We start from the raw sequence: 21,904 nt of genomic DNA, 5'->3' as shown, positions 1-21,904 counted from the left end.
AGGACCATGGGAGAAGCGGTTATTTTTGTGGCAGTGATCGGGCCATAGGTCAGGGTAGCGGGGTGGTCTTGAGGAGATGGGTGATTACCGCCTCGGGGCTGACGCCTTCTGCCTCGGCTTCAAAGGTAAGCAGGAGCCTGTGGCGGAGCACATCCCAGGCCATATCCTGGATGTCTTCCGGGATGACATAATCGCGGCCACGCAGCCAGGCAAGGGCGCGGCTGCTGCGGTCCAGAGCAATGGCACCGCGGGGACTGGCACCATACTGGATCCATCGACCGGTTTCCCCTCCGCTTGCGGTGGTATGGGTCGCCTGAATAAGCCGGAGGATATATTCTTCCAGGGAATCAGTCATATGGGTATGGAGCACCTGGTCGCGGGCAGCGAAGATGGCCTGCTGGCTGATGAGCGGTTGATGCGGTGTGGCCTCATGGTCGGTGAGGGCTTCCTTCCTTGCCAGCCGGACGATAGCCTTGCTGGAGGCAATGTCCGGGTAATCGACCGTGATCTGCAGGAGGAAGCGGTCCAGTTGGGCTTCGGGCAGGGGATAGGTGCCCTCCTGTTCGATAGGGTTTTGGGTGGCCATGACCAGGAAGAGCTGCGGTAACGGGTAGGTGGTTGAACCGACCGTAATCTGCCTTTCGGCCATTGCTTCAAGCAGGGCTGATTGTACTTTTGCCGGAGCTCGATTGATTTCATCGGCCAGGACAAGATTGTGAAAAAGGGGACCTTTCTGGAAATGAAAGGATCCGTCGCGGGGGCGAAAGATATCTGTTCCGGTCAGATCGGCAGGCAGCAGATCCGGTGTGAACTGAATCCGGTGAAAGTCTCCTTCAATCTGCTGGCTCAGAACGCGAACCGCACGTGTCTTGGCCAGCCCGGGAGCCCCTTCAACCAGCAGGTGTCCGTCTGCAAGCAGGGCGACAAGGAGTCGTTCCACCAGGTTGTCCTGCCCGATAATCTGTTGCTTGATGGAGTTGCTCAGGCCAGTAATTTCTTCTTGGAGGGTCATGGTGCTGAAATTCATTTACTTGGTTTGACAAAAGAGTGCTTATGCAATAGTTCCTGTCGGTCAGCTTGTCAACGGGTGGCCGGCACCTGCAGTCAGGATCGGGTTCCCCTTGTGCAACGCATTGATAAAATGTTAGGTTATTGTTTGGGAGGTTAAGCGTTTCGATACCTTTACCATTGTGGTTGTCAACTGAACGGGAGGCTCTGTATGTGGTATTCCATCTATTCAGTGGGTGATATCGATATTGACCAGGAACATGCCAATCTGGACTTTCTGCTCTCCTCCCTCCCTCATGATGCCCCTGAACAGCTGCGCCCACTGCTTGCACAGCTGATTGATGCCACTATACAGCATTTTGTCAACGAGGAAAATATCGCCCGGAAGAGAGGGTATGCCATGACCGAAGAGCACCTAGCCACACATCGACAATTAACCCAGGAGCTGCGGCTGTTAAAGCAGGGGCTGGATGCTTCCGATGCCTCCCTCGATACCATCCCCGAAATGTTGCAGGATATGCTCAAGACGCATATTCTTGAATATGATCGTTTTCTGAAAGGCAAAGAATCCTGATCGCTGGCAACAAAGGACTGCCTGATTGCCGTCTACTCCTGCTACCCGGAGCATACTACTTGGGTTTCACTCGGCAGGAGGGCGGCCATCCCCTTATCTATTCATCGCCTCCGGAGGCTGATTATGCGGCAATCACCTGTCTTAGACCTCGGCTCAATCACTATATCCTGGCTGTGCGGCGGGCATAATCAGCTGGACGGCGGTGCCATGTTCGGCGCGGTGCCCAAGATCATGTGGAACAGGAAGTGCACAGTCGATGGGGAAAATTACCTTGATCTGGTGAACAATCCGCTGCTGGTTCGCACCCCTGACGCGAATATTGTCATTGATACCGGACTGGGCAATAAACTGAGCGAAAAACAGCAGAAGATTTTCCGGGTCACCCGCCCCTGGTCGGTACTCCCGGATTTGCAGGCCAGGGGATTGGCGAGGGAAGATATCGATGCGGTGCTTTTCACCCATGGTGATTTTGACCATGCCGGCGGCGCGGTCATGACCACTGAGCAGGGCGATCTTGAACCGACCTATCCCCAGGCTCGCTACGTTCTCCAGCAAAGGGAATGGGAAGATATCACTGCCCCGAATATTCGGGCAGCCCACACCTATTTTCCTATTAATTTTAAAACGGTGGAACAGCAAGGACTGCTTGAGTTGGTTGACGGCGACCACCAGATTGTCCCCGGTGTTTCTGTCCGTCTGAGCGGCGGCCATACCCGAGGCCACCAGATCATAGTGATCGAGGGAAGCGAGGGATGCGCCGTGCATATGGGAGACCTCTTTCCAACCCACCACCACGTCAACCCCCTGTGGATTATGGCCTACGATAACTTCCCCCTGGATGTCATTGATCGAAAAGTAGCCTTTTTTGAGGAATACAGGGAGCGCGGGTGCTGGTTTACCTTTTATCATGACTGGGACATGCGGGCGTGTCGACTGGACCGGGAGAACAACATTATCGATACCTTCGCCACTATCTGAGTCGGTTTACCGTGTGCCCTGACGCAGTACCCTTTTCGATCCTCTACCACCATCTTCACCTTCCAGCCCCTCCTCGAGGAGGGGAGCAAAGGATAGTTTGAAAAAATGAATACCCTTGATTTTCGCAGCGATACCGTCACCCGGCCGACCAGGGCAATGCGAGAGGCCATGGTTGAAGCGCAGGTCGGTGATGATGTCTATAGTGAGGACCCGACCGTCAATCGTCTGGAGCAGATGGCGGCGGAACTGGTTGGGACCGAAGCGGCTATTTTTGCCACCAGCGGCACCCAGTCAAATCTTCTTGCCCTGCTTGCCCACTGCGGGCGTGGAGATGAATATATTGTCGGTCAACAGGCGCACACCTACAGGTATGAGGGGGGGGGAGCAGCCGTACTCGGTTCCATTCAGCCCCAGCCCATTGATTGTGAGCTGGACGGTACCCTGGACCTGGAAAAGGTGGTTGCAGCCGTCAAGCCCGATGATGTCCACTTTGCCCGTACCCGTCTGCTCTGCTTGGAAAATACTCATAACGGGCTGGCACTTCCCCTGGAATACCATCCTCGAGCAGAGCAATGTGCCAGAAGCCACGGCTTACGGCTTCACCTGGACGGAGCCCGCCTCTGTAATGCGGCTGTCTTTCACCAAGTGCCGGTGGGCTCGCTCTGTTCAGGCTTTGACTCGGTCTCTCTTTGTCTTTCCAAGGGATTGGGTGCACCGGTGGGCTCAGTCCTGTGCAGTACCAGTGGGGTGGTGGCGGCGGCACGCCGCTGGCGCAAGATGCTGGGCGGCGGCATGCGCCAGGCCGGGATGCTGGCAGCTGCAGGGATTTTCGCCCTTACTCACCATGTGGAGCGGCTCGCAGATGACCACGCTCATGCAGCGTTATTGGCTCGGGGGCTGGGAGAAATCGATGAAATTACTGTAGAGTTTGCCCCTGCGCAGACCAACATGGTGTTTATCCGACTGGCTCCAGAGGATACCGGACCTTTGCAGACCTTTCTTCGAGAACGCAATATCCATATCAGCGACGGCACCAGAGTCCGGATGGTGACCCATCTTGACATCGATCGCGACGGGATTACGACAACCGTAGCTGCCTTTAAACAGTACTTCAGCGGCCGAGGGTAAGCCGATTTATTTTGCCTGGAGAAAGTAGCTTTTTCATTGTCTGGGAAAACGGGCTGTTAGCTGTGATTTAGCTTTTTGTCAAACCATTTAAGCTCATTCCCCTTGAAGTCAAAACAGCATGAGCAGTTTGACTTAGGGTGCAGGAGGCCTGAGGGTCACTTTTTCAGATATCGGTGTCCCGTCGGGAAAGGAAATCAGCGATCCCGGCCGTTGGATGGCAAGAAAGCAGGTACCGGTAGCGGCGGCTGCCGTATAATCCGCCAGGGCGTCACCGACAAACAGACAGCGGTCGGGTTGGAGCTGGTAGCGGTCGAGAATATCCTGGACTATATCGGTCTTGGTCCGCGGTGACCCGTGAACTTCCCGGAAAAAGCATTCAAGCTTTTTCTGTTGTACGATAGTCTCCATTTCCTCCTGAGGTGTTCCAGAGACCACAAATGCCGGAATCCGCAGGCGTTCAAGCTCCAGGAGACTGGTGAGTGCCCCGGGAATCAGGTCGGCCTTGACCACCTCCTCAAGCACCATGGCGGAAAATTCTCTCCCTTTTTGCGCAAGGGTCTCCCGGTCAACCTCCATCCCCAGCAGCTCTTCGTAATAATAGATGAATTTGCGGTAACGCGGCATGCCGCCATTGGCGAGGTGATAGGCAACGACCTGCTGCGCCACCTCTTCGCCATAGGGGGCGAACATGGTGGCAAAAGCCCTGGTCTTCACCTGGACCGAGTCGGCAATCACGCCGTCAAAGTCAAAAAAAACCGCGTCCCATGAGCAGTTAGACATGATCGGCGTCAGTTAATGGTTTCATGTCCGCCCTGTTGCTCAATGGTTTCAAGCAGGGCCTGGAGACCAACGGCCTGCACGACGGTCATCAGTTCGTCATGATGAAAACAGCCGGCCATGATCGAGGCAAATTGCGAACCGAGAAAACGGTCATCGACATTGTCTGCCTGTTCCAGCAGGGCACGGCAGCGTTCGATATCATCATTTTCAACAGTTTGCAGGATCTCGTTGAGCCATTCCAGCTGCTGCTCCTGAAAATGGAATTCCACCATCGCCTGAGCGTACATGGAAATGATGGATGCCCGGTGGTCGAAAAGCGCGTCATAATCCTTTTCTTCAGCAGCATTGAGGACTGTTTTTATTTCGTCCATGAGCTCATGCATGGTCTGGGTGTGTTCTACCATTTTTTTGCCACAGGTTAGGGTTGGTACGTATTTCCGATGGTTTTTCCGCCTGCCAATTGAGGCTCCGGCAAGGGGGGAAAGCACCGGGGGGCTCAGGTCGCCAGCGGCGGTATTGCTATTTTCTGCTGCGCCGCCTGGGCCTGGATGGCGGTAATGGCCACTGTGTTGATGATATCCGCCACCAGGCAGCCCCTGCTCAGATCGTTGACCGGTTTTTTCAATCCCTGCAGGATGGGGCCGATGGCCACAGCGCCTGAAGAGCGCTGCACAGCTTTGTAGGTATTATTTCCGGTATTGAGGTCCGGAAAGATAAGTACCGTGGCCCTGCCTGCTACCGGGCTGTCCGGCATTTTTTTACGGGCAACAGTGGGATCGATGGCTGCATCATACTGCATGGGGCCGTCGATGTTAAGATCTGGACGCCTGTTTTTTGCCAGTTCCACCGCCTTACGGACATGGTCCACATCACTTCCCTGGCCGGATGTCCCGCTGGAATAAGAGAGGAGAGCCACTGTGGGGGTGATGTTGAACATGGCGGCCGTATCCGCCGAACTGATGGCGATTTCAGCCAGCTGCTCACTGTTTGGATTGGGGTTGACGGCACAGTCGCCATAGACCAGGACCTTGGTGGCAAAACACATAAAAAAGACACTGGACACCAGCAGGACTTCCGGGTCTGTCCGTATCAATTGAAAGGCCGGTTGAATGGTATGCTGGGTTGTGTGGGCCGCACCGGAGACCATACCGTCCGCCATATTTTCGTAGACCATCATGGTTCCAAAATAACTGACATTGGTGATGCGGTCGTAGGCGTAATCCATGGTCATGCCTTTATGGCGGCGCAGCTGATACAGAATTTCCGCATAGCGCTGACGGAGCTCAGAGGAGTGGGGATCGATAATCGGGATCCCTTCCAGCTTGAGGCCGAGTTGGGCGGCGCGGTTGCGCACGCTGTCTTCACTGCCAAGTATGGTCATGTCGACCACATCGCGCAGGCGCAGGATTTCCGCAGCCTGCAGGATACGATCATCATCACCTTCAGGAAGCACAATGTGCTGTTTATCCTTTCTTGCCCGCTTGAACAGGGCATATTCAAACATGAGCGGAGAAATGACTGTTGGAACCGTGTGGACGATTTTATTCTCCAGTGCTTCTGTGTCCACATGCGATTCAAACATGCCAAGGGCTTCGGCGATTTTTTTCTCATTATTGGAACGCAGCACCCCCGGTACCTCGCCTGCACGCATAGCTGTCCGGTAAGTGTCTGTGGAGACACTAAAAATAGGGATAGTCGAATCGTTCATCCCCTTGAGCAGGTTCTGCATCGATTCACTGGGCAGGAGGCCGCCGGAGAGGACAAGGCCGGCCGCAGACGGGCAATTTTTGGAAATGATGGCAGCAAGGGTGGCGAGTATGATATCCGGTCGGTCTCCCGGGGTGATGATCAGGTCATCCTCCCTGAGCAGATCGAGATAGTTGTTGATGCTCATTGCCGCAACTTTGATATCAGCCACATCCCTGAGCAGTCGGTTGCGCGGGCCGCAGAAATACTGTGCGTCGAGGGCTGTTGTGATATCTGCCATGGTCGGTCGGCGGAGACTGTCTATTTCCGGGAGCACCGCCATTACCCAGCGGTTTTTGTTGAACTCGGCGAGTGATTCGGTTACCGGAACCAGGATATCAGGCGAAACCCGGTTGGCAATAATCGCCAGCAAATCACAGTTGTGCTGGGCTATGGTGTTTACCGCCACCTGGATGTTGCGGAGGATATCTTCCTGGCTGCATTCACGACCGCTGGAGACGTACAGGATAGGGGTGCCCAGTTCCTGGGCAATGCGAATACTGATATCGTAATCAAAGGCTTCGGAAAGGCTGCTGATATTGGGCCCCTCACAGAGGAGAAAGTCGGTCTTGTCCAGCGCCTCTCTGTACTTGCTGACTATAGTCCGGTAAATGCGCTGCTCATCGCCGATGGCCATCAGGTTGCGGGCCTGTTCATGGGTGATGCCCACCATCTGGTCGGTGCGAAGGTTGATCTGGTACCGGTGTTTGATCAGGTCGATATCATTATCAAAGCTGCCGTCTCCTGGAACGACCGGGCGAAAAAAACCGAGCCGCTCAACGCGTCGCGAGATCTGTTCCATCACCCCAAGGGTGACGACAAGTTTACCGCTTCCGCGCTCTAGGCTTCCTATGTAGAGGCTGTCTGCCATGGTGCTCTCCGCTTGATGCTTGCAGGGATTAGTGTAGCTCGTTGTGGGCGGCTACAGTGCTGCCTCGAGGGTTGCGCTCAGCTCAGGACGTGTAAGCTGTACCGGATTGCCCTGCATGCTGCTTGCCTGCCCGGCCTTGTCTATCAGGAGTCCTTTCTCCTCGGCCTTGAATCCGTAGGCGCTGAGACCTGGTATGGCGAAGTGCGCGACCAGCTCGCTCACCCATGCCGGACCGTCCATGATGTCCGCCTCGGGGTTGCCGGTCAGCAGGCAGGCCACCTCCCGGTACCGGACAAGACTCGGATGCTCGGGTGCACGGTGTTGGAGTGCATTGATATTGGTCCGCATCACATGGGGCAGCAGGGCTGCGCATACCGCGCCATGGGGGGCAGGGTACATGCCGCCGAATGGGCCGGCAATACCGTGGACCGCGCCCAGCTTGGCATTGGCCAGGGCCAGTCCCCCGTAAAGACTGACCAGCGACATGGAGGTCCGCGCCTCCAGGCTGAGACCGTTATCAAACGCTTGCCTGAGGGCGTTTGACGCGCGATGGAGTCCGTCGCGGCAGAAAAGGTCTGTCAATGGGGTGGCCTGACCGGAAACAAAAGGCTCGAGAACCTGGGTCAGGGCGTCCATCCCGGTGGTGGCCGTGAGCAATGGTGGTACGCTGCAGGTCAAAGCCGGATCGATCAGGGCGACCCGAGGGAGCATGAGGGGGCTGCGCAGACTCACCTTTACCCTGTTTTGCGGCGATTCGATCACCGCATTGGCGGTCACCTCGGCCCCGGTTCCGGCAGTTGTCGGGATGGCGATGCACGGACACGACGGTCGATCCAGCGATTTACCGCGTCCAATGACCTCCATGTAATCCAGTGGCTCCCCGGGATTAGTTATCAGGATGGCTATGGCCTTGCCGGCATCAAGCACACTGCCACCGCCTATGGCGATGACCAGGTCAACCTGTTCGCCTTTTGCGCACGCGACAGCCGCCTCGATATCCGCAACCTTTGGCTCCCCGGCAACTGAAACAGTAAAGGTCTCCATCTGCTCTTGATCAAGGGCATCTATAATGGGCTTAATTCGAGTCGGATGAGCCCCGCAGACAACAAGAATCTTTTTTCCCAGCGGTGCGGCTATCTCGGGAAGGCGGTCGATGGTGCCGGTGCCGAAAACGATCTGGCCGGCTGTAGCAAAGGAGAACGGGGATGGGGGGACGTGGCTGTTCATCGGTTGTTTCCAAGAAGAAGGGGGCGGCAGGGAATGGCCCAATACCCATTAGAAGTTGCGGACCTGGTTACTGAATGACCGGGGCCGCAGAGGATTCCTGAGAACAATCTTCCCATTGCCGTGTGCATCTTTCATTATTACAGGTATGAGCAGTAGTTTAAAGTCCAATATAATCCAGGAGGTAATTATGCAGGAGACATTGAGGAAAAAACCGTTGATGGTCCTATTGATTATGGTTGCCATGGTTGGATTGGGGGTCAACCACGCGTTGAGCCATTGCCAGGTACCGTGTGGCATCTATGACGATCATGCGCGGGTGCATATGATGCTGGAAGATGCGGTCACGGTGGAAAAAGCTGCCTCGATGATCACTTCCCTGGCCGGAAAAAGCGATGTCCAGTCCCAGCACCAGATGGTGCGGTGGGTGATGAACAAGGAACTGCACGCACAGAAAATAATAACCACCATTGCTGATTATTTTCTGACCCAGCGAGTGAAAATGAGTCAGGAGGATTATGTTGAGCGCTTGAAAAAACACCATGCGGTCATTGTGGACGCCATGAAGGCCAAACAGCATGCAGACGTTAGCGCTGCCCAGGCGCTCAAGAAGAGTATCGAAGCCTTGTCTGTCTACTATCCGGCTGGCAAGTAGCACCTCAATTGTTCAATGCAGCAGCGGAAAGCGGCAGGCTTTCCGCTGCTGACAGTTCCGTTCACTCGGCCAGATAGGGACGAAAAACAGCGAGTTGCCCATCGTTGAGACGAAGAGGCCGTTGCTTCTGCAGGTCGATGAAGATGCCGCGTTGACTCCCGCGGGCCGCCAGGGTTCCGTCAGGTCGGTGGAAGGTGAACTCCATCCATGCGTGCAGCCTCGTCAGTTCCGACAGCCATACCCTGATGTCCACCGTGTCGCCCATGTGCAGGGCCCGTTTATAGCGAATTTTGGTTTCAATGAGGATGGGAGCGTAGCCTTCAGCGTCGGTGGACTCCACCGGCATGCCTACAGCCTCCAGCAGTTTGAGCCGTCCGATCTCCATCCACTGAACGTAGACGATATTACTGACATGTCGATTGTAATCGATCTGGTAGGTGTAGATGTTTTCCTGGAAGTGTACTTTCTGCGACATATCGTCCTCGGCAGATTTCAGTGATGGGGTGGGAGGAAGAGGAAAACCTGCCCTTGCAACCGCTGGGGGACTGCCTGCCTTGTGGAGAGGGGAAGCGGCGGATGGCGAAGGTTTTCTGGTGTTTTTTTCTGTAGAATTGGTAATCCTTGCAGAAGGTAAGGTCAATATATCTTCGTCATGGTCAGGCGTCGGCTCTGGCCGGAATGCACGGGAAAATCAACCTCTCAAGGGGACGGCTATGCGCTTGTTACACTCTTTTGGGCAACATACCTGGAAGTTGTTTTTTATTTTTTTGCTGGTTGTCGGCGGTTGTGCCGGTTTGGGACAGATCAAGGAGGAGCCGAAAGTCTCTATTGCCGATATCCAGGTGCAGGAAATGAAAAGCATGGAAACTGCTTTTCGGGTGCAGCTGCGCGTAATGAATCCCAATGCTATTGCTCTTGATATACGCGGGGTGGATTGCGTTCTGGAGATTGATGGTCGCCATTTTGCCCAGGGAATTTCCAGTGAGCCCCAGAAAATACCGGCCTATGGCACCGGGCTGGTGCCAGTGGATGTCTACGCCTCCATGGTGCACATGATTTCCTCGGTGGTGGGGCTGCTGCAGGCCAATTCAGGAAAGAGCTCGCCCAAACCGCTCAGTTACCGTCTGGTTGGTTCGCTTCGTCTTGGCGCAGCCGGGTTTACCCAAAAGATACCATTTGAGAGTGCGGGAGAACTCTCTCTGGATGGGCTCAACGGCGGGAGTTAATGGGTGTGCAGACGGCTGCTCTCAGCCGCATTGTTCACAGGGTGCGTGCGCTGAAGGTATCGCATTGGGAAATATCTCCGCTCTGGTACCCGCGTTGAAACCATTTTGACCGTTGGGCAGAGCTACCGTGGGTAAACGAGTCGGGGATGACATATCCCCGTGATTGTTGCTGAAGACGGTCGTCGCCGATATTGCCGGCAGCAGTCATGGCCTCGTCGATATCTCCTGGCTCAACCACCTGGCGTACGCTGTCGGCCCTGTTGGCCCAGATCCCCGCCAGGCAGTCGGCCTGCAGCTCAAGCCGTACAGAGAGCTTGTTGTATTCTGTCTGGGAAAGGCGGTTTCGCTGCTGGTGGACCTTGGTGCTGATGCCAAGCAGGTTTTGCACATGGTGACCTACCTCATGGGCAATCACGTAAGCCTGGGCAAAATCACCGGGTGACTGGTGCCGTTCCCGTAAATCGCCGAAAAAGCTGAGATCGATATAGACCTTTTGATCAGCCGGGCAGTAAAACGGCCCCACAGCCGCCTGAGCAAAACCGCAGGCCGATTTAACCGCTCCGCTGAAGAGTACCAGGGTCGGTTCACTGTAGCGGTGGCCGCTGGAGGTGAAGATCTGGTTCCAGGTGTCTTCCGTATCTGCCAGAACCACCGAGACAAAATCAGCCAGTTGTTGTTCTTCAGGGCCCCGTTGTACGGGGAGGGACTGTCCGGGCGGGTTGTTTTGAAGCCCCTCTCCCATGTTCAGGATGATGGAGGGATCCACTCCGAAATACATGGCCACCAGCGCCACCAGGAGAATCCCGATCCCGCCGCCTTTCATTCTTCGGCCTGGCATTCTTTGACCTCGTCGATCCTCAACATTTGTAGACCGCCTGCCATCTTTCCAGCGCATAATGCCCTCCATGTTTCCGCATCAGTGAATAGATATAACAATAAGGCCTGTTCTGTCGCCAACCAGTAAAAAAAGGGTAAAGAGCGGGGTGGGTTTGCTGAAAAGCCCCTTCACCCGGCTGGATCCCCATATTTAGGTTGACAGGTAAAGCGAGTGAAATAGATTACGGAGGCTGGCTGTTGCAGGGGCAGTAAAGGAGGAAATATGTTGACCAATGAACAGGGAGCCGTACTGGTACGGTTGGCCAGGCAGGTGATTGCAGAACAGCTGCATATTCCGTCTGTCGAACCTGTATCTGCCGAGGAACAGAACCACCCGGCATTGCAGGAAAAGCGGGGCGTGTTTGTCACCCTGCACAAGCGGGAGGCGCTGCGAGGATGTATCGGCAGTCTTTCCGCTGCGGAATCCATTGTTGCCGGCGTCAAGCGACATGCGCTGAACGCCGCTTTTCATGACCACCGGTTTGAACCGGTTAGTGCCGATGAATTTGACGATCTCCACATAGAGGTCTCGGTGCTTAGCGAGCCATCAGCCTGCGACTACGCCGACAGTGCGGATCTGCTCTCACGGCTGCAGCCGGGGATCGACGGGGTGATTCTCCGGGGAGCAGGGGGAAGAGGAGCCACGTTCCTCCCCCAGGTTTGGAAACAGCTGCCCGAGCCTGCAGATTTTCTTCGCCACCTCTGCCTCAAGGCCGGGTTGGCGCCAACCGCCTGGCAGAACGATGGGCTGGAGCTGCACACCTACCAGGTACAATATTTTGAGGAGCCCCGTTGAGCGGGGAAACAGATGAGCGAATTAACCCTACCACCCGAACTGTCGGCAAAAGTTGCCGAGATCTACGCGCGGATGGCCAAAGCTTATGATAAAGTGGCCCAGCAGATCCCTTTGACCTGTGAAGGGTGTCCGGATAACTGTTGTGATTCCTACTTCCAGCATTACACCTATGTGGAGTGGGCCTACCTGTGGGAAGGACTGCGTGCCCTGGAGCCGGAGCAGCGGGAGCGGATCGTTGCCCGGGCTCGGGAGTATGTGGAAGGGAGCAAGCAGGCCCTTGCCCATGGAGACCGTCCCCAGCTGCCGTGCCCGCTGCTGGAAGAGCACCTGTGCGGTGTCTACAGCCATCGGCTGATGATTTGCCGCAACCACGGCGTACCGGCAGTCCTTATCCGCCCCGATGGACAGCAGATGCGATTTCCCGGCTGCTTTCGCTGTCAGGAGATAGTGCAGGAAAATTATACGGACGCGGACAACGCCCCGGCGGTGGACAGGACCCCGCTTTTTCGTCAACTGGCAATGCTTGAGTCGGAATTGCTGGGCAATATTCGTCACCTTTATCCGCGGGTAAAGATGACCATTGCCGAAATGATCGTCAATGGTCCGCCCCAGGATATCACCTCATGCCTCAAGAAAACGGAGAAGCGATAGTCACCCATGAACAGAACATACGATCAACTGGCCCAGGCCGTCATCCAAGGAGAAGAGCTTGACCATGGCGCAGCCATGGAACTGGCGGCAGCTGCAGACAAAGAAGGACTGTTCCAGGCCGCGGATATCGTCCGTCGCCGTCTGCTGGGCAATCGATTTCACCTTTGCTCGATCATCAACGCCAAAAGCGGCAACTGTACCGAAAACTGTCGTTTTTGTGCCCAGTCCGCACGGCATCATACCGGTATTGACGCTTACTCCCTGATTGATAGAGAAGAGGCACTGACCATAGCCAGGGACAACGATGAGCATGGAGTGCATCGGCTCTCCCTGGTAACCAGCGGACGAAACCTGAGCAGACAAACCCTGGATGAGCTGGCTGCATTGTATCAGGACATTGCTGCTGCCACTTCCATGCTGATGTGCACCTCAGCCGGGCTCCTGGATGAAGCAATAGCAGCTGACCTGGTGCAAACCGGCGTGAGCCGTTATCATTGCAACCTGGAAGCCAACAGGGACTTCTTTCCCCAGGTCTGCACCACCCATACCTGGGAGGAAAAGGTGGAGACCCTCCGGATTGCCAGGGAAGCAGGGATGTCCCTCTGCTCGGGCGGCATCATCGGTATGGGAGAAACCATGGCGGACCGGATCTCCCTTGCCATTGAGTTGCGGGAACTTGCAGTCCAGTCGATTCCCATCAACATTCTGACGCCCATACCCGGTACCCCCCTGTCCGAGCTGCCCTCGCTGCCTACCGAGGAGGTGTTAACGGTGGTGGCGCTTTTTCGACTCATCAATCCCCGCTCGATCATCCGCATGGCAGGCGGCCGGCAGCAACTCGGTCGGGATCAGTATCGGTGCTTTGCCGCCGGTGCCAACGGCGCCATCGTCGGCAACTACCTGACCACCACCGGGTCAGGGATCGCCGGCGACCTGGGACAGCTTGGCGCCATGGGCTTTACCTTTGAACCAGGAGAGATGGATGCCTGTTGATACAGAAAACATGCTTGCCTTTGACCGACAACACCTCTGGCATCCCTACACCTCGATGATCAGTCCGTTGCCGGTTTTCCCGGTGGCCTCAGCCAAAGGGGTCCGTATTACCCTGGAGGATGGAAGAACCCTTATTGACGGGATGTCGTCCTGGTGGTCGGTGATTCACGGCTACCGCCATCCTGTACTTGACCAGGCGGCACGTGACCAGCTGGACAGGATGGCCCATGTCATGTTCGGGGGGCTTACCCATTCCCCGGCAGTGGAGCTCGGCAGCAAGCTGGTGGACATCAGCCCTGCTGGACTTGACCGGGTATTTCTCTGTGATTCCGGATCGGTGAGCGTGGAGGTGGCGCTCAAGATGGCCCTGCAGTACTGGCATAGCAAGGGACAGGGAGACAAGCATCGACTGCTGACCATCCGCGGCGGTTATCATGGGGACACCTTCCATGCCATGTCCGTCTGTGACCCTGTCACCGGCATGCATACCCTGTTCGAGCGTTCTCTGCCCAAGCAGCTGTTCGCGCCCAAACCCCGGTGTCGGTTCGGTGAAGCCTGGGATGAGGAAGACCTGCAGGAAATGGAGGCATTGCTGGCCCGGCATGCCCAGGAGATAGCGGCGGTAATTGTTGAACCCATTGTCCAGGGCGCGGGCGGGATGTGGTTTTATCATCCCCAGTACCTCAAGGGCCTGCGCAGGCTCTGTGACCATTACGGGGTGCTGCTCATCTTTGATGAAATCGCCACCGGCTTCGGTCGCACCGGCAAAATGTTTGCTGCCGATCATGCGGGGGTATCGCCGGATATCCTCTGTGTCGGCAAGGCGATCACCGGTGGATACATGACCCTGGCCGCCACCCTGGCAACCGAGGATATCGCCGTGACGGTCTCAACAGGACCATCCGGGGTGTTCATGCATGGTCCGACCTTTATGGGCAATCCCTTGGCATGCCGTGTGGCCTGCGCTTCCATAGGACTACTGACGGACAACCCATGGCAGGAACGGGTCCTGGTCATTGAGGAGCAGCTGCAGCGTGAACTGGCACCGGCTGCCGAGCTGCCGACGGTCAAGGATGTCCGGGTGCTGGGGGGGATCGGGGTGATCGAAACCCATGAACCATCGGATATGGCAACGCTGCAGGAATTCTTTGTCAGCCAGGGCGTTTGGATACGTCCTTTTGGCCGGCTGCTCTACATCATGCCGCCCTATATCATTCAGCCGGAGGAGTTGACCAGGCTCACCCAGGCGCTGGTCATGGCTGCCGAGAGGACGGTCGGCGCCTAGCCAGGATTTCTGCGCATCCTCTATTTCCAGAACAGACAAAGGGCGGCAATGAGAAAAGAAAAGGTCAACAAGGTGGTTCTGCTGGTGCTGGTGGCTGGCATTTCGCTCCTGTTTCTGAGCATGATCAGGCAATTCCTGATGCCGATGTTCGTGGCAGCCCTGTTTTCAGCTATGGCCAGTCCCCTGCACCGCTGGCTTACCCACAAGCTCAATGGGCGGGAGAATGTGGCCTCCATCCTGATTATCGTCGGCATCATCACTCTGGTGCTGGTGCCCCTGAGCCTGTTGATCGGGGTTGTTGTTGCCCAGGCGGTCAGTGTCAGTCAGTCGATAACACCCTGGATACAGGACTTTATTGATGAACCAAGTCTGCTGGCGGGGTATCTGGAAAATATTCCCTACTACGATCAGCTGGTCCAGTATCGCGACGTGATCCTGGAGCGGGCGGGGCAGATAGTGGGCAATATTTCCTCTTTCCTGATCGACAGCCTTTCCTCGGTGACCAAGTTGACGGTAAACGCTGTGTTCAGCAGCGTGATTATGCTCTATGTCATGTTCTATTTTCTTACCTCCGGTCAGGTACTGCTCGAACGGATTCTCTATTTTCTTCCGCTCCAGGATCGGGATGAACAGATCCTGCTCAGGCGATTTACCTCGGTAGCCGGGGCGACCATCAAGGGGACCTTGATCATCGGCATCATGCAGGGATCGATCTGCGGTCTGGCCTTTGCCTTTGCCGGCATTCATGCGCCGGTATTCTGGGGGACAGTCATGGCCGTGATGTCCATTATACCCGCCTTTGGCACAGCTATAGTCTGGTTGCCGGCCCTGATTATCCTCGCGCTTACCGGCAACTATGTCGGGGTGGTGGTACTGCTGGTGCTTTGCGGCGCTGTGGCCGGAAATCTGGACAATCTCGTCCGTCCGAGGCTGGTGGGTAAGGATACCGAGATGCACGACCTGTTTGTTCTGTTCGGTACGTTGGGTGGAATTTCCATGTTCGGCATCCTTGGTATTATCATTGGTCCTATCGTGGCTGCCTTGTTTATTACCCTGTGGGAAATCTACGGCAATGTGTTCCATGCCTACCTGCCAGAGGTTGGTATTGTCCTGCATCCGCGGAAGGGGGTTTCTGCAGGTGAAAACGATGAAGGGGAACCCAAGCCGGTGGCAACAGACGACACCTGAGGAGCTTGATGGAGTGGCTAGGCTAGGATAACCTGCTGCAGCCCGGTCCCTGGAGCAGGCTGGTTCCGTCAGCCTGGGGGTGGACCTGAATCTGCAGCCCTATTCGTTCCTGGAGCTGGTGGACGTGGGAAATAACCCCGATCAGCTTGCCTGCGCGCTGCAGATTGGTCAGTGCATTGAGTGCTGTATCCAGCGCCTCTTCGTCCAGGGTGCCGAATCCTTCATCGAGAAAAAGGGAATCGATCTGTACGTTGTGGCTGGCCATGGATGATAACCCCAGTGACAGCGCCAGGCTTACGATAAAACTCTCGCCTCCGGAGAGGTTCCGGGTAGAGCGGACCTCGCCGGCCTGGTAGTTGTCTACCACCTGCAGGTCCAGCGGCTGCTGTGGATCACGGAGGAGGATGTAGCGATCGTTCATGGTCCGTAGATGACTGTTGGCATGGCGGATAAGCAGGTCAAAAGTTATGCCCTGGGCAAAGATCCGGAATTTTTTGCCATCGGCTGACCCGATCAGCTGATGGAGCCGTGTCCAGCGTTGCTCTGTCTCCTGTTGCCTGTTGAGTGCGGCATGCTGTTCCTGCAAAGCTTTTTTGGCAGCCGCATTTTCTGCCATTTTTTCCCTTATCGCCCCTCTCTGCTGCTGGAGCTGCTCGAGCATCCCAGCCTGTTCAGCCTGCTCCTGCCTGAGCTGTTCAAGGTCGGTGCGGGCAGGTTGTCGCTGCCGCAGGTGGAGCAGGTTGAGTGATTTCTCGCGTACACGCAAACCGGCTTCCGCCCACTCCCGATCCAGGGACGCCTTGAGTGTGGACAAGAGTTCCAGTTTTTCCCGAGGAAGGAGGGCTGCAGTGTATTGATTGAGATCGGTAAAGCCGGTGTCTGCGAGCAATCGCTGGACCTCTCGCTGTTGTACTGCTTCCTCCGATTGCAGGGTGGCGATATCGATTACCAGGGCCTGCTGTTTTTCCATGAGAGCGGAAACACTTTTTTCCTGTTCTATCAGCAGTTGGCGCAACTGCTCTTTTGCAGCCTCGATCGCTGTGATCTTGTCCTTCCATCGCCGTGCTTCCTCGTCGGGTTGCCGGTCGCCGAACAGCTGGTGACGCTCTTTGTTCAGCTGAAGCTGCCGTTCTTCCAGGACCGTAAGCGCAGCATTGATTTTTTCCACGGCGGCGTCATGGTGTGCACGGGTGTTTTGCAGCCGCTCTCGCTCGGCCTGGCAGCGGGTCAGGGCCAGCTCCTGTTGACGAAATTCCTGTTCGGTGGTCGCCCATCGGTTACGTCGCTCTTTCAGGTCGGCCAGGAGTTGATCTGTTTTCAGTAGGGCGTCGGAAGCAAGATCGTAAGGGCGCAGCAGCCGTCTGAGCTGCAGTCGGTATTCTTCAAGATGCCCTGAGGATTCCTCGATCGTGCGCTTATGCTGCACCTGCTCCCTGCTGGCACCGGCCAGTTGATGCTCTGCATCACGCACCTTGTAGCCAGCCTCATGCACCTGATCGGCGACCTTTTCGGCTGTTGCCTGCAGATGGAGAATACGTTCATCCAGTTCCTGGATCCGGTCAATTCGTGCCTGTAGACGATCTCGGGATGCTGTGGCCTTTTGCAGCACTGCTGTGACCACTGTTTCGCCTGCGGCGAGCGGGTCAACTGCTCCAGGCAAAGACGGCAGGTGGTTGATACGCTCACTGATTGCACAGCGTTGCTGTTCGAGCTCAACTATATTTTGCAGAAAGTACTCGGTATCTTTGGCGGTCGAGGTCAGCGCCTGCCGGTCAGCGGCAATTCCTCTGCGTACTACGGCAAGGGTTTCCCTGGCCTCGGTAATGGCATCTTTTTGGTCCACCACCTGAGGGTTCTCACCTCCCCAGGGATGTTCGGTGGCACCGCACAGAGGACAGGGTGCGCCGGAACGCAGCCGGTGACGTTCTTTCTCCAGATCTGCCACCAGCCGGTAGTGCTGCTGGGTTTGCTCCCGGGAATGAAGGCGCCGGACGAGCTGCTGCTCTCTGGCGGTTTTTTCCCTGAGCTGACGCTGGAGCCGTTCGGTGTTGCGCTTAAAGGCCTCTATCCGGGATATCTTGTGTCGCCTGGTTTCTGTGAGCGTGGTGTGCTGTGGCAGGAGTCGGAGTAGTTCCAGGCAGGTGTCAACCCTCGGGGTCAGTGCCTGGACCTGCCTCTGGAGGTCGACAAGCACTTCCTCGCCGAGCAGCTCCTTTCTGTTCTTTCGGGCGTCGCTGAGCCTGCGGTTATGCTCCTGTAGAGCGTTTTTTGCTGTGGTGTGTATCTGGCGCAGTGAAGCCAGGGTTTGCTCTGCCTGTTTGATCGTTTGGCTGAGCTCGGCAGTATGCTGCCGCTCTCGGCACAGCCGTTCCTCCAGGCTGTTCATCTCCCTGCACTGAACCGCAATTCGGGAAAACTGTTCAATCAGACTGTTGTCTGCACGGTGCTGTTCAAGGTAGCGGGCAAGCGAAGTTTTTTTGGATTGGAGCCGGGCATGATCGGTCTTCAGTCGGGCCAGGCTCTGACGCGCCTCCTGCTGATGCCGCTGCAGGTCCGCCTTTTCTTTCCGGTGGGCCTTGAGCTGGTTGCCGGTTTCCATGATCCTCTCGTCAAGGAGCCGCACCCGGTTAATGGTTCCGGTGGCTTCCTCCTGCTGCAGCGCAACGTTACGGGCCTCTTTTTCGGTGGAGGAAAGCCTTGCAGCGGTCTGCTGCTTTTTCTCGGTGTGTTCCTGCAGGGCCTGCCGGCACAGGTGTAACTGTTCTTCTGCGGTTCTCTTTTTCTGTCGGCAGCTGAGCAGGATATTGACCGGTCCTTCCATTGATTTCGCTTGGCGGGCCAGGTAGAGCCGCTGCAGGTCCGGGATCGCCTGTTTTGCACGCAGGTGCCATGCAGCCATGGTTTCGCGTGCATCCAAGAGCTCCTGTACTGCCTCTTCTGCAGCCTGCAGCAGGTGGATGGACTCGTTCAGACGGGTGAGGGTAGACTGTGCCTTGGCCGCCCTGGCGGTGCAGGCCTGTAACTCTTCTTCCAGGGAGTGTTCCTGCTCCGCTGACAGGACAGTGATCATGCCGGTTTCTGCCCTGAGCAGGTCGGTTTTCAAACGCTGCTCTGCCGTACGCTCGTGGACGGCGATAGAGAGCCGACTGTATATTTCTGTTCCGGTTATCTGTTCAAGGATTGGCGCACGCTGACTTGCATCGGCATGGAGAAAAGCGGCAAACTGCCCTTGGGCGAGCAGGATTGAGCGGGTGAACTGTTCGTAGGTGAGGCCGGAAAGCTCTTCGACCAGTGAGCCAACTTCCCGAATTTTATTTTCCAGCACCTTCCCGGTTCGGGCGTCGACAATTTCATGGCGATGCTGCTGCAGCTCACCGCCGCTTTTTCGCCGAGCCCGGTGCTGGCCCCAGTGGCAGCGAAATCTGCCCGCAGAGGTAGTGAATTCCACCTCGGCAAAGCATTCACCAGTGGAGCGGGACATGATCTCGTTGCTTGTTTTGGTCACTCGCCCCAATCGCGGAGTACAGCCGAAGAGCGCCAGGGTGATGCCATCGAGTAAGGTGGTTTTTCCGGCACCGGTGGGGCCGGTGATGACAAAGATACCGTCCGCCGCGTAGGCAGGGGCGGTGAAGTCAATACTCCAGGTACCCACCAGGGAGTTGAGGTTGCGGAGATGGAGTTTGAGGATACGCATGGCCTAGTCTTCCTCACCGTCCTCCTGATGAAGATCGGTGATCACTTGTTGAAAGGTCTGACGCAGTTCCGGAAAAGTTTCCGGGGGGAAGGGCGACTGCAGGAGGCAGCGTTCAAAGACCTCTTCCACAGACAACCTATCAAGGGCTTCTTCAGGATTTTCCTGCTGAAGGCGTGCGGCGTTGAAGTGAGCCGTGCGGATGCGCAGGATGGCGAGCGAGCTGTCGGCTACGGCATCCTGGAGCTTTTCCCGTAATCTGGCGGATTCCATATTCCCGTTGTAGCACAGTTCCAGCCAGGCGTTGCTCCCTGAGGCCGCAAGCTCCTTGATTGACTGCACCAGGGTGTTCACGTCACCTTCGATCTTTACCAGTTGCTGGAAACAGGGGACCTGCACCGGCACGACCTCAAGCAGTTCTCTGTCCATGGAGACATCAAGAATGACCTTTTGCTGCCTTGCCTCGTTGAACCCCATGGGCAGGGGGGAGCCGCTATAGCGGTAATGTTCTTTGCCCCCGACCCGCTGGGCGATGTGCAGATGCCCAAGAGCCAGGTAGTTGATACCCGCGGGGAATCCGCTGTGATGGAGGTGGGCAAGTCCGCCGACGTACAATTCGCGCACCCCGTCGCCTTCCACAGTTTTACCGCCGGCGGTAAACAGGTGACCCATGGCTACCAACGGTACCTTCCCGCCAAGTTCGGTCCGCACGGTTTCACCGACAGCACAGATCCGGCGGTAGTGCTCACCAATGGCGTTGGTCAGTTTTTCCGACTTGGTGTCCATATCCTCCGCTGCCTCGGCGAGACGGATATCCCGATCACGGAGAAAGGGAACTGCGCAGACGATCATCTTGTCGGCCTTGCTGCTTCCCTGCACCACCATAATTTGTTCCTCGAGTCGGTTGCGGGGTGCAGCGATCACATGAACATTGATCTGACGCAGCAGATCCCTCGGCGCCTCGAGCAGGGTAGGTGAGTCATGGTTGCCGGCGATAATAATGACAGTGCGGCACGAAGACTGGGCAATTCGATGAAGAAAGCCGTAGTAGAGGCTCAGGGCTCGGTTACCCGGGGTGGTCGAATCAAAGATATCGCCGCAGACAAGTAAGGCATCAACAGGATGCTGTTCAATGTAACGGGCGAGCCATTCTAGAAAGAGGGTGAATTCCTGGTAGCGCTTGCGGCCATAGAGGCGATGGCCGATATGCCAGTCTGAGGTGTGGAGAAAGCGCATGGCTGGATATCGGTCGCGTCAGTGCGGCTGCCTGATCCGGAATGTCGTCAACACAATACCGGTGAAAATCAGCAGCATGCCTTGGATATGATACCCGGTCAGGGTCTCGCCCAGAAAAATGACCGCAAGAATGGTACTGAACACCGGCATAAGGTGGACAAACGGTCCTGCTTTGTTGGCACCGATAGTCCGTACTGCCCGATTCCAGAAAATAAAGGCCAGCACAGAGGCAAAGGCTGCCACGTAAAAAATGGTGACCACAGAGGCGGCGGTAAGCGGGATGTAGCGATGCTGAAGCAACTCCATCACATAGAACGGTAAAAGACCGATCAACCCGACCATAACAATGCCGGAAAGATAGGCAAGGGGGTGCAGTCTCTGAGGGTAACTTTTGAGGTTGGTCGAATACAGGGCCCAGAGGATCGCGGCAATAAAGACATAAATGTCTCCGTGATTGAACTCAACCTGAAACAGGGTGGTGAGGTGGCCCCGGGCAATGATCAGCACTACGCCGCCCAGTGACACGCAGATGCCAACGGCCTGACGAATGGTTAGCAGTTCGCGGTACATCAGCCAGGAGGCAAGAGCGATCAGGATGGGAACACAGGAGTTGACCAGCACGGCATTGATGGCGGTGGTGGTCTGCATGGCAAGGTAGACCAGGCTGTTGAACCCGGTTACCCCCAGCAATCCCTGAATGGTGATGAATCGAAGGTGCTGCCGGGCGATGTGTCGTTCCCGCCACAGGTGATGAACGGCAAAAAAACAGAGAATAGCCAGGGCAACCGTCCAGCGCCAGAACGACAAGCCCAGGGGGGGGATCGAGGCATGCATGCCTCTGCTGAGAACAAAGTTGCCGGACCAGAACAGGGTGGTGAGAACGAGGAGAATGTAGGGCATTATTGATCGTCGCGGCTGGATGAGAGCGTGAGAGCGAAGGTGAAAAATCTGTTTTATCAAAAAAAATATAGGTGTATGGTGCCAGCATAAGCCTGCTT

Annotated in this window: 20 protein-coding genes; 10 read left to right on the top strand and 10 right to left on the bottom strand. The window is 56.2% G+C overall.

Translation table 11 applies throughout. The annotated features are described in order from the left end of the window. Window positions 1-49: 49 nt before the first annotated feature. Window positions 50-1,012 carry an AAA family ATPase gene (locus ACZ52Z_RS13730; RefSeq protein WP_464267346.1) on the bottom strand — a complete coding sequence of 321 codons (963 nt, stop codon included), beginning with the start codon at window positions 1,010-1,012 and terminating at the stop codon, window positions 50-52. Window positions 1,013-1,219: 207 nt separating this feature from the next. On the opposite strand from ACZ52Z_RS13730, the gene ACZ52Z_RS13725 reads away from it, so the two are divergent. The 3 genes from ACZ52Z_RS13725 to ltaE all read left to right on the top strand — a co-directional run bounded on the left by ACZ52Z_RS13725 (window position 1,220) and on the right by ltaE (window position 3,688). Next, window positions 1,220-1,582: a bacteriohemerythrin gene (locus ACZ52Z_RS13725; protein ID WP_464267345.1), complete on the top strand. Its 363-nt coding sequence runs from the start codon at window positions 1,220-1,222 to the stop codon at window positions 1,580-1,582. A 123-nt stretch (window positions 1,583-1,705) separates the two neighbouring features. Further along, window positions 1,706-2,560 carry an MBL fold metallo-hydrolase gene (locus ACZ52Z_RS13720; RefSeq protein ID WP_464267344.1) on the top strand — a complete coding sequence of 285 codons (855 nt, stop codon included), beginning with the start codon at window positions 1,706-1,708 and terminating at the stop codon, window positions 2,558-2,560. Window positions 2,561-2,665: 105 nt separating this feature from the next. Beyond that, window positions 2,666-3,688, top strand: coding sequence for a low-specificity L-threonine aldolase (gene ltaE / locus ACZ52Z_RS13715; protein WP_464267343.1), 1,023 nt, complete (start codon window positions 2,666-2,668; stop codon window positions 3,686-3,688). Between the two features lie 132 nt (window positions 3,689-3,820). Here ltaE and ACZ52Z_RS13710 read toward each other — a convergent pair whose 3' ends face one another. The 4 genes from ACZ52Z_RS13710 to ACZ52Z_RS13695 form a co-directional block, all read right to left on the bottom strand. Beyond that, complete coding sequence (locus tag ACZ52Z_RS13710; RefSeq protein WP_464267342.1) at window positions 3,821-4,468, bottom strand: HAD family hydrolase; 648 nt, start codon at window positions 4,466-4,468, stop codon at window positions 3,821-3,823. A gap of 8 nt (window positions 4,469-4,476) precedes the next feature. Continuing rightward, complete coding sequence (locus ACZ52Z_RS13705) at window positions 4,477-4,872, bottom strand: hypothetical protein (protein WP_464267341.1); 396 nt, start codon at window positions 4,870-4,872, stop codon at window positions 4,477-4,479. Window positions 4,873-4,964: 92 nt separating this feature from the next. Further along, on the bottom strand, window positions 4,965-7,085 hold the full coding sequence (gene pta, locus ACZ52Z_RS13700) for a phosphate acetyltransferase (RefSeq protein ID WP_464267340.1): 2,121 nt from the start codon (window positions 7,083-7,085) through the stop codon (window positions 4,965-4,967). 51 nt (window positions 7,086-7,136) lie between these two features. After that, window positions 7,137-8,312, bottom strand: a complete 1,176-nt coding sequence (locus ACZ52Z_RS13695) for an iron-containing alcohol dehydrogenase (RefSeq protein ID WP_464267339.1) — start codon at window positions 8,310-8,312, stop codon at window positions 7,137-7,139. Between the two features lie 187 nt (window positions 8,313-8,499). Here ACZ52Z_RS13695 and ACZ52Z_RS13690 point away from each other — a divergent pair, with 187 nt between their 5' ends. Beyond that, window positions 8,500-8,964, top strand: a complete 465-nt coding sequence (locus ACZ52Z_RS13690; protein WP_464267338.1) for a superoxide dismutase [Ni] — start codon at window positions 8,500-8,502, stop codon at window positions 8,962-8,964. Window positions 8,965-9,025: 61 nt separating this feature from the next. Here the strand turns inward: ACZ52Z_RS13690 and ACZ52Z_RS13685 are convergent, their stop codons facing one another. After that, window positions 9,026-9,439: an acyl-CoA thioesterase gene (locus ACZ52Z_RS13685; protein WP_464267337.1), complete on the bottom strand. Its 414-nt coding sequence runs from the start codon at window positions 9,437-9,439 to the stop codon at window positions 9,026-9,028. 238 nt (window positions 9,440-9,677) lie between these two features. On the opposite strand from ACZ52Z_RS13685, the gene ACZ52Z_RS13680 reads away from it, so the two are divergent. Next, a complete protein-coding gene (locus ACZ52Z_RS13680; protein WP_464267336.1) occupies window positions 9,678-10,190 on the top strand; it encodes an LEA/WHy family protein in 513 nt (170 codons plus the stop codon). A gap of 34 nt (window positions 10,191-10,224) precedes the next feature. Here ACZ52Z_RS13680 and ypfJ read toward each other — a convergent pair whose 3' ends face one another. Next, window positions 10,225-11,085: a KPN_02809 family neutral zinc metallopeptidase gene (gene ypfJ / locus ACZ52Z_RS13675; protein ID WP_464267335.1), complete on the bottom strand. Its 861-nt coding sequence runs from the start codon at window positions 11,083-11,085 to the stop codon at window positions 10,225-10,227. A gap of 204 nt (window positions 11,086-11,289) precedes the next feature. Here ypfJ and amrA point away from each other — a divergent pair, with 204 nt between their 5' ends. From amrA to ACZ52Z_RS13650, 5 genes are read left to right on the top strand one after another with little or no spacing between them, the layout of a single operon-like run. Further along, window positions 11,290-11,862 (top strand): AmmeMemoRadiSam system protein A, encoded by a 573-nt coding sequence (gene amrA / locus ACZ52Z_RS13670; RefSeq protein ID WP_464267334.1) that lies wholly within the window; start codon window positions 11,290-11,292, stop codon window positions 11,860-11,862. A gap of 12 nt (window positions 11,863-11,874) precedes the next feature. Further along, window positions 11,875-12,513, top strand: coding sequence for a YkgJ family cysteine cluster protein (locus ACZ52Z_RS13665; RefSeq protein WP_464267333.1), 639 nt, complete (start codon window positions 11,875-11,877; stop codon window positions 12,511-12,513). A gap of 6 nt (window positions 12,514-12,519) precedes the next feature. Continuing rightward, window positions 12,520-13,506 (top strand): biotin synthase BioB, encoded by a 987-nt coding sequence (gene bioB / locus ACZ52Z_RS13660; protein WP_464267332.1) that lies wholly within the window; start codon window positions 12,520-12,522, stop codon window positions 13,504-13,506. After that, window positions 13,496-14,791, top strand: a complete 1,296-nt coding sequence (bioA, locus tag ACZ52Z_RS13655; protein ID WP_464267331.1) for an adenosylmethionine--8-amino-7-oxononanoate transaminase — start codon at window positions 13,496-13,498, stop codon at window positions 14,789-14,791. The genes bioB and bioA overlap by 11 nt, the downstream gene beginning before the upstream one ends. Window positions 14,792-14,839: 48 nt before the next feature. Further along, window positions 14,840-15,979, top strand: coding sequence for an AI-2E family transporter (locus ACZ52Z_RS13650; protein WP_464267330.1), 1,140 nt, complete (start codon window positions 14,840-14,842; stop codon window positions 15,977-15,979). 22 nt (window positions 15,980-16,001) lie between these two features. Here the strand turns inward: ACZ52Z_RS13650 and ACZ52Z_RS13645 are convergent, their stop codons facing one another. The 3 genes from ACZ52Z_RS13645 to ACZ52Z_RS13635 are packed head-to-tail and all read right to left on the bottom strand — an operon-like array spanning window position 16,002 to window position 21,806. Next, on the bottom strand, window positions 16,002-19,673 hold the full coding sequence (locus ACZ52Z_RS13645) for an AAA family ATPase (RefSeq protein WP_464267329.1): 3,672 nt from the start codon (window positions 19,671-19,673) through the stop codon (window positions 16,002-16,004). A 3-nt stretch (window positions 19,674-19,676) separates the two neighbouring features. Continuing rightward, the gene (locus ACZ52Z_RS13640; protein WP_464267328.1) at window positions 19,677-20,906 is read right to left on the bottom strand and encodes an exonuclease SbcCD subunit D C-terminal domain-containing protein; all 1,230 of its coding nucleotides are present in this window, start codon (window positions 20,904-20,906) and stop codon (window positions 19,677-19,679) included. A gap of 18 nt (window positions 20,907-20,924) precedes the next feature. After that, a complete protein-coding gene (locus tag ACZ52Z_RS13635) occupies window positions 20,925-21,806 on the bottom strand; it encodes a DMT family transporter (protein ID WP_464267327.1) in 882 nt (293 codons plus the stop codon). Window positions 21,807-21,904 lie beyond the last annotated feature (98 nt).

The sequence above is a fragment of the Desulfogranum aggregans genome, assembly GCF_055398265.1.
The sequence above is the reverse complement of the archived record's forward strand: the minus strand, read 5'-3'. Positions and strand labels throughout refer to the sequence as shown.

What these genes read in the sequence shown, in the direction of transcription:
- ACZ52Z_RS13730 (WP_464267346.1), bottom strand. Translation starts at nt 1,012, where the DNA reads ATGACCCTCCAAGAAGAAATTACTGGCCTGAGCAACTCCATCAAGCAA.
- ACZ52Z_RS13725 (WP_464267345.1), top strand. Translation starts at nt 1,220, where the DNA reads ATGTGGTATTCCATCTATTCAGTGGGTGATATCGATATTGACCAGGAA.
- ACZ52Z_RS13720 (WP_464267344.1), top strand. Translation starts at nt 1,706, where the DNA reads ATGCGGCAATCACCTGTCTTAGACCTCGGCTCAATCACTATATCCTGG.
- ltaE (WP_464267343.1), top strand. Translation starts at nt 2,666, where the DNA reads ATGAATACCCTTGATTTTCGCAGCGATACCGTCACCCGGCCGACCAGG.
- ACZ52Z_RS13710 (WP_464267342.1), bottom strand. Translation starts at nt 4,468, where the DNA reads ATGTCTAACTGCTCATGGGACGCGGTTTTTTTTGACTTTGACGGCGTG.
- ACZ52Z_RS13705 (WP_464267341.1), bottom strand. Translation starts at nt 4,872, where the DNA reads ATGGTAGAACACACCCAGACCATGCATGAGCTCATGGACGAAATAAAA.
- pta (WP_464267340.1), bottom strand. Translation starts at nt 7,085, where the DNA reads ATGGCAGACAGCCTCTACATAGGAAGCCTAGAGCGCGGAAGCGGTAAA.
- ACZ52Z_RS13695 (WP_464267339.1), bottom strand. Translation starts at nt 8,312, where the DNA reads ATGAACAGCCACGTCCCCCCATCCCCGTTCTCCTTTGCTACAGCCGGC.
- ACZ52Z_RS13690 (WP_464267338.1), top strand. Translation starts at nt 8,500, where the DNA reads ATGCAGGAGACATTGAGGAAAAAACCGTTGATGGTCCTATTGATTATG.
- ACZ52Z_RS13685 (WP_464267337.1), bottom strand. Translation starts at nt 9,439, where the DNA reads ATGTCGCAGAAAGTACACTTCCAGGAAAACATCTACACCTACCAGATC.
- ACZ52Z_RS13680 (WP_464267336.1), top strand. Translation starts at nt 9,678, where the DNA reads ATGCGCTTGTTACACTCTTTTGGGCAACATACCTGGAAGTTGTTTTTT.
- ypfJ (WP_464267335.1), bottom strand. Translation starts at nt 11,085, where the DNA reads ATGCGCTGGAAAGATGGCAGGCGGTCTACAAATGTTGAGGATCGACGA.
- amrA (WP_464267334.1), top strand. Translation starts at nt 11,290, where the DNA reads ATGTTGACCAATGAACAGGGAGCCGTACTGGTACGGTTGGCCAGGCAG.
- ACZ52Z_RS13665 (WP_464267333.1), top strand. Translation starts at nt 11,875, where the DNA reads ATGAGCGAATTAACCCTACCACCCGAACTGTCGGCAAAAGTTGCCGAG.
- bioB (WP_464267332.1), top strand. Translation starts at nt 12,520, where the DNA reads ATGAACAGAACATACGATCAACTGGCCCAGGCCGTCATCCAAGGAGAA.
- bioA (WP_464267331.1), top strand. Translation starts at nt 13,496, where the DNA reads ATGCCTGTTGATACAGAAAACATGCTTGCCTTTGACCGACAACACCTC.
- ACZ52Z_RS13650 (WP_464267330.1), top strand. Translation starts at nt 14,840, where the DNA reads ATGAGAAAAGAAAAGGTCAACAAGGTGGTTCTGCTGGTGCTGGTGGCT.
- ACZ52Z_RS13645 (WP_464267329.1), bottom strand. Translation starts at nt 19,673, where the DNA reads ATGCGTATCCTCAAACTCCATCTCCGCAACCTCAACTCCCTGGTGGGT.
- ACZ52Z_RS13640 (WP_464267328.1), bottom strand. Translation starts at nt 20,906, where the DNA reads ATGCGCTTTCTCCACACCTCAGACTGGCATATCGGCCATCGCCTCTAT.
- ACZ52Z_RS13635 (WP_464267327.1), bottom strand. Translation starts at nt 21,806, where the DNA reads ATGCCCTACATTCTCCTCGTTCTCACCACCCTGTTCTGGTCCGGCAAC.